The 12771-nt window shown below is 61.9% G+C and carries 10 protein-coding genes; 1 reads left to right on the plus strand and 9 read right to left on the minus strand.

Translation table 11 applies throughout. From position 1 onward, the window contains the following. Window positions 1–18 precede the first annotated feature (18 nt). The 3 genes from ACSQ3G_RS23445 to ACSQ3G_RS23455 all read right to left on the minus strand — a co-directional run bounded on the left by ACSQ3G_RS23445 (window position 19) and on the right by ACSQ3G_RS23455 (window position 4418). Window positions 19–1080: an ABC transporter ATP-binding protein gene (locus ACSQ3G_RS23445; protein WP_436111882.1), complete on the minus strand. Its 1062-nt coding sequence runs from the start codon at window positions 1078–1080 to the stop codon at window positions 19–21. Further along, window positions 1077–3308 (minus strand): ABC transporter permease, encoded by a 2232-nt coding sequence (locus ACSQ3G_RS23450; RefSeq protein WP_436113175.1) that lies wholly within the window; start codon window positions 3306–3308, stop codon window positions 1077–1079. The genes ACSQ3G_RS23445 and ACSQ3G_RS23450 overlap by 4 nt, the downstream gene beginning before the upstream one ends. 81 nt (window positions 3309–3389) lie before the next feature. Continuing rightward, window positions 3390–4418 (minus strand): ABC transporter substrate-binding protein, encoded by a 1029-nt coding sequence (locus ACSQ3G_RS23455; protein WP_436111883.1) that lies wholly within the window; start codon window positions 4416–4418, stop codon window positions 3390–3392. A 191-nt stretch (window positions 4419–4609) separates the two neighbouring features. On the opposite strand from ACSQ3G_RS23455, the gene ACSQ3G_RS23460 reads away from it, so the two are divergent. Beyond that, entirely contained in the window at window positions 4610–5611 is a 1002-nt protein-coding gene (locus ACSQ3G_RS23460) for a LacI family DNA-binding transcriptional regulator (protein ID WP_436111884.1), read from the plus strand. 39 nt (window positions 5612–5650) lie between these two features. Here the strand turns inward: ACSQ3G_RS23460 and ACSQ3G_RS23465 are convergent, their stop codons facing one another. From ACSQ3G_RS23465 to ACSQ3G_RS23490, 6 genes are all read right to left on the minus strand, one after another. Further along, entirely contained in the window at window positions 5651–7510 is a 1860-nt protein-coding gene (locus tag ACSQ3G_RS23465; protein WP_436111885.1) for a DUF2264 domain-containing protein, read from the minus strand. A 64-nt stretch (window positions 7511–7574) separates the two neighbouring features. Next, entirely contained in the window at window positions 7575–8855 is a 1281-nt protein-coding gene (locus ACSQ3G_RS23470; RefSeq protein WP_436111886.1) for an ABC transporter substrate-binding protein, read from the minus strand. A gap of 31 nt (window positions 8856–8886) precedes the next feature. Then, the gene (locus ACSQ3G_RS23475; protein ID WP_436111887.1) at window positions 8887–9618 is read right to left on the minus strand and encodes a DUF624 domain-containing protein; all 732 of its coding nucleotides are present in this window, start codon (window positions 9616–9618) and stop codon (window positions 8887–8889) included. Window positions 9619–9638: 20 nt separating this feature from the next. After that, on the minus strand, window positions 9639–10748 hold the full coding sequence (locus ACSQ3G_RS23480; protein WP_436111888.1) for an ABC transporter ATP-binding protein: 1110 nt from the start codon (window positions 10746–10748) through the stop codon (window positions 9639–9641). Window positions 10749–10757: 9 nt separating this feature from the next. Continuing rightward, on the minus strand, window positions 10758–11930 hold the full coding sequence (locus tag ACSQ3G_RS23485; protein WP_436111889.1) for a glycoside hydrolase family 88 protein: 1173 nt from the start codon (window positions 11928–11930) through the stop codon (window positions 10758–10760). Between the two features lie 4 nt (window positions 11931–11934). Next, complete coding sequence (locus ACSQ3G_RS23490; RefSeq protein ID WP_040125532.1) at window positions 11935–12771, minus strand: carbohydrate ABC transporter permease; 837 nt, start codon at window positions 12769–12771, stop codon at window positions 11935–11937.

Consider the following 12771-nt stretch of genomic DNA (forward strand, 5'->3'; position numbering starts at 1 on the left):
GCCCCTGTCTAAAGACTTTCATTCCGCGATGATGGCGATGCCGCGGCTCTTGAGGCCGATGGCGACCTGTGTGCCGGGAGGAAGAGGGCGGTCGACCGACGGGTCGACGATGAACAACGTCCCGCCGCTCGTTTCCGCCTCGTATTCGATATGATCGCCGAGATAGGCCGTGTGGCTGATCCGCCCGGAAAAGGCGGCGCTTTCGGCAGGCTCTACGGTGATGGCGCTCGGTCTCACCGCAAGCTTGCCACGGCCGGGCCTTGCCCCGCGCGCCGGCACGACGTGGCGCAGTCCCTCGATGCTGACGGTCGCCTGCGCGCCCGCGATGTCGATGATCTCGCAATCCACGACATTCGCCTCGCCGATGAAGTCGGCGATGAAGGATGAGGCCGGTGCCTCGTAGAGGTCGCGCGGGCTGCCCTCCTGGGCGATGCCGCCATCTTTCATGACGATGATCTTGTCGGAGACCGCCAGCGCCTCGTCCTGGTCGTGGGTGACGTAGACGGCGGTGAACTGCAGGCGCTGCTGAAGCTCGCGGATTTCGGTGCGGACGCGACGGCGCAGACGGGCATCGAGGTTGGACAGCGGCTCGTCGAGCAGCAGGACCTGGGGTTCGAGGACCAGCGCGCGGGCGACGGCGACGCGCTGCTGCTGGCCGCCGGACAGTTCGGCGGGAAGACGACGTCCCATTCCCGCAAGGCCGACGAGTTCGAGCCCGTGCTCGGCCTTTTCACGTGCCACCTTCCGGCTCAGCCCCGACGACTCCAGCCCGTAGGCGATATTGTCGAGCGACGTCATGTGCGGGAAAAGGGCATAGGACTGGAAGACCATCGAGACGTCCCGCTCATTGGCCGGCAGCATGGTGACATCCTTGCCGCCGATCAGAATCCGGCCGGAGGCCGGGTGTTCGAGGCCGGCAAGCATGCGCAGCGTCGTGGTCTTGCCGCAGCCGGAGGGGCCGAGCAATGTCACCAGCGTGCCGGGCTCGACGGTCAGCGACAGGTCGTGAATGGCCGTGAAGGCGCCGAAGGTCTTGCGGACATTCTGGAAAACGACCGATCCGGCATTGGCGGGTCTCATGCGATTTTCTCCTGCGGGAGGGACGTCGGGACACGGGCGAGCTCGACCGAGATGCGGTTTTCGCGCCTTAGCCGCCGTTCGCCGACGATCAGCTGAAAGCCGGTAATGACAGCGATCATCACCACGATCAGCATGGAGGAATAGGCGATCGCCACGCCGTATTCGCCGTTCTCGACCAGTCCGACGATATAGGAGGTCGCCATGTTGTACTGGGCGCTGACCAGGAAGACGACGGCGCTGATCGAGGTGATGGCGCGCACGAAGGAATAGACGAGTGCGGCGGTGATGGCCGGCCTCAGGAGCGGCAGGATGACTTTGCGGATGGTGCGGAAGCTCGTTGCGCCGAGCGTCATCGAGGCTTCGTCGAGGCTCTTGTCGAGCTGGCTCATGGCGGCGATGCCGCCGCGCACCCCGACCGGCATGTTGCGGAAAACGAAGCAGGCGACGAGGACCAGCGCCGTGCCGGTCATTTCGAGCGGCGGCAGATTGAAGGCCATGATGTAGCTGATGCCGATGACCGTGCCGGGAATGGCAAAACTCATCATCAGCGCAAATTCGAAGAGCTCGCGGCCGGCAAATTTCTGCCGCACGATCACATAGGCCGTGGCCAGTCCGACGGCAGCGGTCAGCGGCGCCGAGATCAGCGCGATCTCCATCGTCGTCCAGAAGGAATTCCAGGCGACGCCGGTCCAGACCAGCGAACCGTCGCGGACGGTGACGGAGAAAGCCTTGGCGTAGTGGGCAAGCGTCAGCGTGTTGTCGAGGCCCCAGGTCTTCACGAAGCCGCCGAAGATGATCATGCCGTAGACGACGAGCGTGAAGATCATCCAGGGGATGACGACCGCATGTACGGCAATCGACAGCGGGCGGGGCAGCGCGATATGGGCGCCGCTGTCTCCCTTGCCGGTGACGGTCGCGAAATTCTTGCCCGAAAGCCAGAGCCGCTGCGCGAGGAAGGCAGACAGGGTGAAGCAGAGCAGGATCATGGCGAGCACCGCGGCGCGGGCCGGATCGTTCTGCGAGCCGACGACGGCAAAGAAGATTTCCGTCGAAAGCACGCCGTGACTGCCGCCGAGGACCAGCGGGTTGCCGAAATCCGCCATGCTTTCGATAAACCCGATCAGGAAGGCGTTCGCGAGCCCGGGCTTCATCAGCGGCAAGGAGACGCGCCAGAATGTGCGCCAGCGGTTTGCGCGCAATGTCTGGGAGGCCTCCTCCATCGAGGGGCTGACCCCTTCGACGACGCCGATCAGAACGAGAAAGGAGATTGGCGTAAACGACAGCACCTGGGCGATCCAGATGCCGGTGAGGCCATAGAGCCAGCGGCTCGGCTCTATGCCGAAGACAGACGAAAGGCCCTCGGTGACGACACCGGCACGGCCGAACAGGAGCGTCAGCGCCAGGCCGATGACGAAGGGCGGCGTGATGATCGGCAGCACGGTCAGCAGCCGCAGGCCTTTCTTGAAGGGAAAATGCGTGCGGGTTGCGACCAGTGCGAAGGCGAGGCCCAGCAGCGTTGAGCCTGCAGCCGTCATGATCGCCAGGAAAAGTGTGCGCCAGGCGATCCCGCAGCGGGTGCCGCCGGCAAGACAATCGAGGCTCCAGATCGAGGATTCGGCGATATTGCGGCTGAATCCGTCGAAATTCACCGAACCGTCGACGTCCTGGAAGGCACCGATGAACATGCTGCCGATCGGATAAAAGACGAAGACCGCGACGAGGAAGATCAGCACCGAGATGGTCGAGACGACGAAGGCGTCGCCGCGCATCACGCCCCTTTCGGCAAGGCCGAAGGAAAATATCAGGACGAAGACCACGGACATCAGCACGGCGCCGGCACCCATCGAAGACTGGCCGCCGGCGAGTTCACCGAAGAGCGTCTGGGTGATCGCCCAGTTCCAGCCGGTATTGCCGATTGCAAGCCCCTGGAGCGCGAGAAAGACGATGCCGAAGCCGCCCGCCCAGGCGAGAAGCGCGCCGCGCCGCATCGGGTCGGTCACGAACCGCGCCGCGGCCGCGCCGAAAAGTGCCAGCAAGGCAGCCAATAACCAAAGCCGGCCGTGCACGAAGATCTGCAGCATCCCGGGAGCAGCCGAGGCCGCTCCCGGGAAGTCCCCCAGCCAGGTGAATGACAGAAAACCCTTCTCGATCCGGTACCACGGCAAAACGACCATGGCCGCGGCGCCGAAGGCAAGGACAAGGTCCAGTCTGCGATTGCGATGGTCCATGGTCGGCCGCGACCTCATCGAGAGCATGGAAAGTCCGGTCGCGCTACAGGCTAAGCCGCAGCGCGACGATGGCGATCGAGATCAGTTGGCGCTCGCGCCGATTTCCTTGTCCCAGCGCTCAAGCAGCTTTTTGCGGGTGTTCGGGTCGCCATATTTGGTGAAGTCGTAGTCGATCAGCTTGATGTCGGCGAATTTCGGCGCTTCCTTCGGCACGTCCGCCTTGGCGTTTGACGGAAGCTGGAAGGATTTCGCCTCCTTCATATGCGACTGCACGTCGGCCTTCAGCGCCCAGTCATACCACTTCTTGGCGTTCTCCAGGTTGCGAGCGCCCTTGACGATCGACATCGAGCCGATTTCGTAGCCGGTGCCCTCGCAGGGCGCGATCGACTTGACCGGGAAACCCTCGACCGTCTGAGCGACCGCATCATGCATGAAGACGATGCCGATCGCCGTCTCGCCGCGAGCGGCGGCCTTGACGGGCGCCGAGCCGGACTTGGTATATTGCGAAATGTTGGCGTTGAGTTTCTTCAGATAGTCATAGGCCTTGTCCTCGCCCATGATCTGCACGAGCGTCGCCAGCGCCGTATAGGCGGTACCGGAGGAATTCGGATTGGCCATCTGGATCTCGCCCTTGAACGAGGCGTCGAGAAGGTCGGCCCAGCACTTGGGCTCCTTGTAGTTCTTCTGCTTGAAGAGTTCGGTATTGTAACCCCAGCCGAGCGCGCCGGCATAAACGCCGACCGTGCGGAAACCGGAGCTTTCCGCCTGCTTCTTCGCCCAGTCGTTCAGCTCTCCCAGAAGCGGCGACTTGTACTCCTGCGTCAGCCCCTCGGATGCCGCCTGCAGATGCGGATCGCCGGTCCCGGCCCACCAGATATCGGTTTTCGGATTGCGCGCCTCGGCGCGGATCTTGGCATAGGTTTCTCCGGAAGACAGGCGAACCATGTTCACCTGAATGCCGGTGTCCTTCTGGAACATCTGCTGCATCAGCTCGCAGATGACCACGTCGGCAGAGCAGATCAGGTTGAGTTCTTCCGCGGCACGAGATGCCGATACGTTCATAGTCAAGCCGGCCGCCAGAGCGGCAGCGGCTGTGAGAACCAGGCGCATGATTATCCTCCCAGATTATGGTGACGCCTCCACATCACCCGCCTTTGCAAGCGTGTGCAATGGTTCCATGGAGTTGGGGATCTTGTCAACAACAAATTGCTAAAGAATATGACCTCCAGCCGTATTTCTTGTCATATGCTTGTTGCACTCGCTTGCAAAAATAGGCATTGATTGAGGCAAGGGAGAGGGCGATGAGCCGCAGGATTTTTGTCAGCGCCAAGGAAGTCGCTGACCGGGCTGGTGTGTCCAGGTCGGCCGTTTCGCGCACGTTCACGCCGGGCGCAAGCGTTTCGGAGGAGACGAGGCGACGGGTGATCGAGGCGGCCGAGGCGCTGGGTTATCATGTCAACCACCTCGCTCGCGGGCTGATGCGCAACGAAAGCGGCATCGTCTGCCTGATCGTGTCCGAGCTCGATACGCCCTACCGTGCCAGCCTCATCCGGGCGCTCACCAGCCAGCTCCAGAGCGCCTCGAAGATCGCCATGCTGATCAATACCGACCGCTCCGACGACAGCGTCGACCAGGCGCTCCGCCAGGCGATCAGCTACCGCGCCGATGCCTCGATCATCCTTTCCGGCATGCCGGACAGGTCGATTACCGATCTGTGCCTGAAGAGCGGACAAAGGCTGGTGCTGATCAACCGCGACGAGGATCGCGACGGCGCCCTGATGATCAACCTCAATGATCGCGATGCGGCCCGGCGTAGCTTCATCGCCTTGCTGCGCGCCGGCTGCCGCAACTTCGCCTTTGCCAATTCGGAAGCGATGACGCCGAGCCTGATGGCCCGCGAGGAGGGTTTTCGCGCTGCCGGTCGCGAGCATGGCTTGGAGGTGACGGTGGAGCGTTTCGGCTCCACCACCTATCAGAGCGGCGCGGTGCTGGCGCAGCGGCTGCTCACCCGCGAGACGCGGCCGGACGCGATCTTCTGCGTCAACGACCTGCTTGCCTGCGGCTTGATGGATGCCGCTCGGTTCCAGTTCAACCTTGCCGTTCCGTCCGAACTCTGCGTCGTCGGCTTCGACGACATCGAGCAGGCATCCTGGTCCTCCTACAATCTGACGACCTTTGCCCAACCCGTCGACCGGATTGCAGCCGAAGCCGTGGCCTGGCTCGATCAGGTCACGCCGGCTCAGACGAACTCGCGAAGACTTGAGGCAGACCTCGTCTGGCGCGGATCGGTGAGGGGCGGATGAAGCTGCAGGCAAGCATAGGATGGGCGGCCGTGGCCTGCCTCACCTGGCGCCGGTAAGGTTGAAGGCGGGGATCACCTGTCCCTGCGCCCGGAACAGCCGCTCCAGTTCCGCCACATCCGGGCAGGCCGGGACAGACTGCAGAAAGGCCGGGTCCATCTCGGCCTTGGGGAGCGCGATGACCGCCGCGGCAAGCAGCGTCGTCCCTGCCTCGACCTGTCCACGCAGCTGCGGAAGAAGCGTCTTTGCGTGAACGAGATTGCTATTGGCGATCGGGCTCATGGCATGGCCCTCCCGCTTGAGGGCAGGCGAGACGTCGATGATTGCGCTTGTGTCGGTCTGACCATACCAAACGGCCAGACCTTCGCCTCGGCTGGCGGTATCGGCCTGGAAATCCGCCTGTTCGATGGCAAAACCGCCCTCCGTCGTTTGCAGCGCGCGAGGCGTGACAATGCGGTGGATGCGGATATGCCAGGGGTTGGCCGGCACCAGCCAGGTCTCCACCGTGACGTCGCTCCAGGGCTTCCAGCGGGAATAGAGCCTGTCGCCGGCGATCAGCGCCTGCTCGAGCGTCTCGCGCATGCGGAAATGCACGCCGTCGTCGGAAAGCCCCAGCATGCCGTCAAAACTTGCCGCCGCGAAATGCCGGTCGTTGGCCTCGATGTTGAAGGCGTAGCGGGTGGAATAGACGAATTTCGAGTATTTCTCGTTGGCGCCGCGCATCTTGTCGTGCTGCTGGCCGGAGGCGAGGACGACCACGTTGCCGGGCGTATGCATGGCGACCATGCCGGGTTCCTTGAGCGGAACCGGGTTGGCAAAGGAGGGTGCCGGCGCTTCCTGTGCCAGCCAGAACGGATGGTCGTCGGGCAGAGCCAGGGGTAAAAAGAATTTCAGCGCCCAATAGGGCGAGCAGGCAGAGTTGTAGCTCTCGCTCATCAGGAGATTGGGATAGCCGTAGCCGATCGACAGAACCCCATCGCGGTCGGCGATCGGAAGCTTCGACCACCAGCGGATATGGCGCATGTAGTAGCCCTTGATCTCGGCCCAGGGCAGGGCCTCGACGCCCGCAAAGGCCAATGCGCCCCAGAAGCCGCCGGCGGCAAACCGGTATGTCTGGCTGCGCCCGAAGGCGAGCGCCGCGCCATCCGGGCCGAACCAGTGGCGGATATCCTGCGCAAAGACACGGGCTCGCTCGCGATAGCCATCGCCGCGCGCAGTATCGGCCTTCGCGAGCCCCGAGTAGATCAGCGCATAAAAATGCAGGGCGAAGGGGATATAGTGGTCGACGCGCTTGACCGGCCCGTCGCGATACCAGCCTTCGCCAAGCCGAAAGGCCTCCGTCTCATCGAGATATTTCTCAGTCATGGATCGGTCGAAGTTTATGCCGACGCGCGTCAGGCCGAGATCGATGAGAACCCGGAAGAATTTCCAGTTGTTGTCGATGAATTCCTTGTCGCGGGCTGACAGGAGATAGGCTGCGACGGCTTTTTTCTGCTCGTCGCCAAGCGGATCCCAGATGTGTTCGGGAACCATGGCAAGCGCAAAACCGACCGCCGCCAGTTCCACCTGACGCTGGTCGCGATCGGAGATATCGCCCCAATACTCCGGATGAGAGGGATCGGTGCCGTTTGCAAGGCCGCGGCGGTAGAGGTCCCAATGCGGGAGGTCCTGGCCTCCGGCTGCAAGCGGCACGATCCCCCAGAGCGGTCGGGCAAAACCTTCAAGATCGGCCGCGGCACGATCGAAATGCGCGCCGGTCGCGCTCAGGCGAACCCGTGCGCCGCCTTCGGAAAAATACGGAAGAAGCGGTTTGAACAGATCCAGGACCGCTCTGCCGAGATCGGCTCGGGAAAGAAGAGGGTTCCCGTAAAGGGGATTGGCTTGGACTGGGTCGTAGATCACGGGCAAACCATTTTTCATCGAAAAAAGTGACCCGCGGAGGACGTGTCCTCCGCGGGTCGGGTTGTTACTTGATGGCCTTCACGCCGTCGGTCATTTCCTTCAGGCCATCGCCGATCGAGATGTTGTCGGTCATGATCGAGTCATGCGCACGGTTGAGAACAACCTCGATCTTCGCGGCATTCGGATTGACGGCCATTTCCAGGAAGGACTTGCCGGATTGCAGCGCGTCCTTGCTCGCCTGGTCCTGGGGGAAGCCCGGCAGCGATGCGATCTTGGCCGTGACTTCCGGGGTGCGGACGGTCGGGATCGTGCCGGTGCCGGCGATGATGGCCGCGCCTTCCGGACCGGTGACGAACTTGATGAAGTCGAGCACCTCGGCCTTGTGCGTGGAGTTGGCATTGACGGCGAGACCGGAAATCTGCGCTGCGGTCGTGCCTGCTGCAACGCCATCCGGATGCGGGAACTTGACGATCCCCCAGTTCTTGCTCTTCGATTCGCCGGAGGCAACCTTGGCGATCTGGGTGCCGACGAACCAGGTACCCATCGGCAGCATGCCGATCGTGCTGTTGAAGAACAGCGCCGAGTAGTGGGTATTGGAGGTCTTCAGCGACGCATAGGACGGAACGACGCCGGCCTTCTGCAGGGCAAGCGCCCGCTCATACCACGGCTTCAGGAAAGCGTAGTCCGGACCCGCGAGCGTCTGTTTGCCGTCGAGGATGCCCGGAAGCTGGACCGTGGAGCGCCATGTATGGAAGAGCGCGCCATAGGTCTTGTTGGCGCCCATGCCGCCGGCGAGCTTTGTGGCGATCTGGTCGAACTGCGCCCAGGTCATGTCGTTGGTCGGATAAGTAACGCCCGCTTTGTCGAAAATGTCCTTGTTGTAATAGACGACCCAGAAATCCGAGCGGAACGGCAGGGCATAGATCTTGCCGTCGATCTTGAGTTCGTCGACGAGGCCGCCGAAGGACGCCGGGTCGATCTTCTGTTCCGTCATGAAGCCGGAGAGGTCCGAGATCGAGCCGGCACGGACGAGGTTCGTATAGTTCGGAACGTCCTTGACGGTGACGATGTCGATATCCTTGGAGCCGCCCGCGAGCTGCGTGGCGATCATCTGCTGGTAGTCCTGCGAGCCGAGGTCCACGGACTCGAACTTAACGTTCGGATTCCTGGCCTGGTATGCGGCGATCAGCGGCTTGTAATAAGCCACCTTGTCCCAATCCCACAGCGCCCATTTGAGCGTCACGGCATTGGCCGACTGTGCGTATGCCGATCCCGCGATCGACGTCGCCATGGCGAGACCCGCCATCGCGAACCTCACCGATCTCCCGAATTTCCCCAAATACATTTCCGTTCTCCTTCCCTGAAGTGTCTCTGGATTAGATATGCTTAGCGTCACCAGCCTGTGGTTCGCGATGCGCCTGTATTGCCATTGGCAGGGCTAGAACCATGACCGCTGCCCGATGGACGCCGAATGAGACGGCGAACATTCCGAGTGAAAAGTTGAGGGTGGCCGGCATGAACACGGACACCGGATAAAAGACGATATGCGCGAGCCAGAGCGCCGCCACGAATGCAAGCGCGCCGAGCGCCGGCAGCGGACGGAGGACCGATGCAATGGCTGCCAGCCGCAGCAGCACTGGCGCCGAAAGATCACGCATCACCATCAGCACGACGAGGTGGCAGGCCACCACGGCAATGAAAACCGTGGCGATCAGCGCAATCGTCAGCGGCAGGGCGAGCACGAGATTGTCTTTCGCGGTTGCGGCATAGGTGACGATCGCATAGACGCCGAGGCCGATCGCAAGGGTGAAGGTCAGGCCCCACGCGGTCGCACGCCAGAAATATCGAAAAAACGCGTCGGCGAAATCCCGCAGGAGATAGGTGTTGCGGTCTTCGACGAAGGCGACCGAAATGCGGGCGGTCGCAGCGATTGCAGCGGGGATGGTGACGACGAAGAGCGCGGCCAGAATGAACAGGATGTTCAATTTGACCATCTCCCACCACTCGCGCGCGAACGTATCGACGAAAAGGGCAAGACCGGTCTTCTTCGGCGCATTCTTCGGAATGCCCGGTCCTTCCTTCGTCCACATTTCGCGCAGCCATTGCATGGCCGTTTCCTCCCGCTCGCCTAATAAAGGATCGAGCGCTCCGTTTGCCTGTCGAACAACTGCATATTGGTGGTGTCGACGACCAGCTTGACCTCGTCGCCGATCGCACCCTTGAACCGGGGCGAGACGCGCGCGATGAAGCTGCGTCCTCCGGCGATGATATTGAGATGGATTTCCGAGCCCATGGGTTCGGCGAGTTCCATGACGGCGCCGAAGGGCGCCAGGTTTTCCGGGGCGATATCGGCCGGCGGCAATTCGTGAAAATTCTCGGGCCGGATGCCGATGACCAGTTCGCGGCCTTCGTAGGGTGCGATGCGGCTTTTGTCGAAATGCGCCGGCAATGGCAGTTCCCGCCCGTCGAACGCGGCGAAATACCGCTCGCCGCGCCGCTCGATCACCGATGGCATCATGTTCATCTGCGGCGCGCCGATGAAGCCGGCGACGAACATGTTGACCGGCCGATCATAGAGGTTCTGCGGCGTGTCGACCTGCTGGATATGCCCGTCCTTCATCACCACGATGCGATCCGCCATGGTCATCGCCTCGATCTGGTCGTGGGTGACGTAGATGAAGGTGGCATGCAGACGCTTGTGCAGCTTGGTGATCTCTGCGCGCATCGTGCCGCGAAGCTTGGCGTCGAGATTGGAGAGCGGTTCGTCCAGCAGGAAGACTGCCGGATTGCGCACCATGGCCCGCCCGAGCGCGACGCGCTGGCGCTGGCCGCCGGACAGCGCCTTCGGCTTGCGGTTGAGAAGGTGCGTGATGTCGAGGATCTTTGCAGCGTCCTGAACCTGGCTGTCGATGAAATCCCGGGACACTTTTCGAAGCTGCAGGCCGAAAGCCATGTTCTTGTAGACGGTCATATGCGGATAGAGCGCGTAATTCTGGAAGACCATGGCGATGTCGCGGTCCTTCGACGGCACATCGTTCATCAGGTCGCCGCCGATCTGGAGCTCGCCGCCGGAGATCTCCTCCAGCCCGGCGATCATCCGCAGCGTCGTGGACTTGCCGCAACCCGACGGCCCGACGAGAATGATGAATTCCTTGTCGGCGATCTCCAGGTCGATGTCATGGACGACAGTGAGGGCGCCGTAGGACTTGTTCAGTTTTTTCAGTGAAATGCTGGCCATCGGATTCTCTCACCAATAGGAAGACCAGGCGCGCGACAGGCGCGTCAGGGCTTCCATGTAATAATAGTCGCCCCAGGAGACGCACTCGTCGACGCCTTCGCCGCGGCAGGTGTTGTAGGGCGATTTTTTCGAATAGGTTCCGTTGAGGACAAGGCCGTTGGACATGGCCGCGTCCCTTACCGCGTAGCGCTCGGCAAGGCTCTTCATCATGCGCCGCGCAAGCTCGCGGTAACGTGCGGCGACATCGGCCTCGACAAGGTCGGCCATTTCGAGCAGTCCGCAGGCGACGATCGAGGCTGACGACGTATCGCGCGGCTCGCCGTCTCCGTCGGAGAACACCAGGTCCCAGTAAGGCACCATGTCGGCCGGCAGCTTCTTCAGATAGAAATCGAGAAGCCGGTCGAACGTGTCGCGATAGTCTTCAATCGGCTCGTAGCGATAGGAAAGCGCCATGCCGGCAACGCCCCAGGCCTGCCCGCGCGCCCAAAAACTGTCGTCCTTGTAGCCCTGTTTCGTCGCACCACGTACGGGCGCGCCGGTAACCGGGTCCATGTAGAACGTATGATAGGTGGAATTGTCCGGCCTGACCGAATGTGCCAGCGTGGTGCGGGCATGGATGAGCGCGATGTCGCGATATTTCGCATCGCCGGTCTCGCGGCTTGCCCAATAGAGCAGTGGCAGGTTCAGCAGGCAGTCGATGATGTAGCGGTATTCCTCCGCGACACCCTTGCGACCCCAGGCCTGGATGAACTGGCCGATCGGCTGGAAGCGCTCGATAAGCTGGTCCGCGGCCAGGATGGCGGCCTTGCGCCCGTCCTCGTCGCCAACCAGCTTCCATGCGGCGATGCACGACGGCGAATAGAGAAAGCCCATGTCGTGGTGGTCGGTTTCGATGCGGTTCTCGATCCTATGCAGGAAGCTTTGCACCTGGATCTGCGCTGCATGCTGGAAAACCTTGTCGCCCGTATGCTCGAACGCCAGCCAGATTTCTCCCGGCCAGAAACCTGCGGTCCACTGGGTATTGTCGACGGCGGGATAAAAATTGCCGACACTGGAATGGTTCTGGGACGCGTAGGTGAAGGCCGGAAGATTGCGCCGGATCTGGGCGACGGCGAGATCGAGCGCTGCCTGGACCTCGGCATCGGTGATCGGTTGGGGAGCGATCTGCGTAACGGCATTCATGACGTTAACCCTTGAGGCCCGACGAAGCGACGCCTTCGACGAAGAAGCGCTGCAGCGACAGGAAGACGATCAGGACGGGAATGAGGGCGACGACCGATGCCGCCATGATAAGCCCGTACTCGGCGGAATATTGCGAGATGAACATGCGCAGGCCGATCTGGATCGTCTTCAGCTCCGTCTTGGTCAGGTAGATCATCGGACCGAGGAAGTCGTTCCAGGTGGTGACGAAGGTGAAGATGGTCAGCGTCGAAAGCGCGGGCTTCGACAGCGGCAGCATGATGCGGGCCCAGATCTGATATTCGTTCATGCCGTCGATGCGCGCCGCTTCGCACAGCTCCGTCGGGATCGACATGTAGAACTGCCGCATGAGGAAGACACCAAAGGCGGTGAAGGCCTGCAGGCAGATCAGCGCCAGATGGGTGTTGTTCAAGCCGAACTCGCGCATCAGCAGGAACTGCGGCACCATGTAGACCTGCCAGGGCATGGCGATGGTCGCGATATAACCGAGGAAAAGGGTATTCTTGTAGGGAAAGTCGAGCTTGGCAAAGGCATAGGCCGCGAAGCTCGATGTGAGCAGCTGAAGCAGGGTGACGATGATCGTCAGCTTCGATGTGTTGTAGATGAACAGGCCAAGCGGAATCTTCGTCCAGATGTCCACGTAGTTCTGCCACTGCGGTTGCGACGGAATCCACTCGATCGGGAAGACGAAGACGTCCCGGCTGAGTTTCAGCGAGGCGGACAGCATCCAGGCGAAAGGCATCAGCATCACGGCGGTGATGACGATGACCGTCGCATAGACTGCAATGCTCTTGGCGGTAACCTTGCGTCCGGCAATCTTCAC

The sequence above is a fragment of the Neorhizobium tomejilense genome (assembly GCF_964254135.1).
Taxonomy (GTDB): domain Bacteria; phylum Pseudomonadota; class Alphaproteobacteria; order Rhizobiales; family Rhizobiaceae; genus Neorhizobium; species Neorhizobium tomejilense.

Bases quoted from the DNA above. Each gene is read 5' to 3' on its own strand.
- ACSQ3G_RS23450 (WP_436113175.1), bottom strand. From the start codon at position 3,308: ATGGACCATCGCAATCGCAGACTGGACCTTGTCCTTGCCTTCGGCGCC.
- ACSQ3G_RS23460 (WP_436111884.1), top strand. From the start codon at position 4,610: ATGAGCCGCAGGATTTTTGTCAGCGCCAAGGAAGTCGCTGACCGGGCT.
- ACSQ3G_RS23480 (WP_436111888.1), bottom strand. From the start codon at position 10,748: ATGGCCAGCATTTCACTGAAAAAACTGAACAAGTCCTACGGCGCCCTC.
- ACSQ3G_RS23470 (WP_436111886.1), bottom strand. From the start codon at position 8,855: ATGTATTTGGGGAAATTCGGGAGATCGGTGAGGTTCGCGATGGCGGGT.
- ACSQ3G_RS23445 (WP_436111882.1), bottom strand. From the start codon at position 1,080: ATGAGACCCGCCAATGCCGGATCGGTCGTTTTCCAGAATGTCCGCAAG.
- ACSQ3G_RS23485 (WP_436111889.1), bottom strand. From the start codon at position 11,930: ATGAATGCCGTTACGCAGATCGCTCCCCAACCGATCACCGATGCCGAG.
- ACSQ3G_RS23475 (WP_436111887.1), bottom strand. From the start codon at position 9,618: ATGCAATGGCTGCGCGAAATGTGGACGAAGGAAGGACCGGGCATTCCG.
- ACSQ3G_RS23455 (WP_436111883.1), bottom strand. From the start codon at position 4,418: ATGCGCCTGGTTCTCACAGCCGCTGCCGCTCTGGCGGCCGGCTTGACT.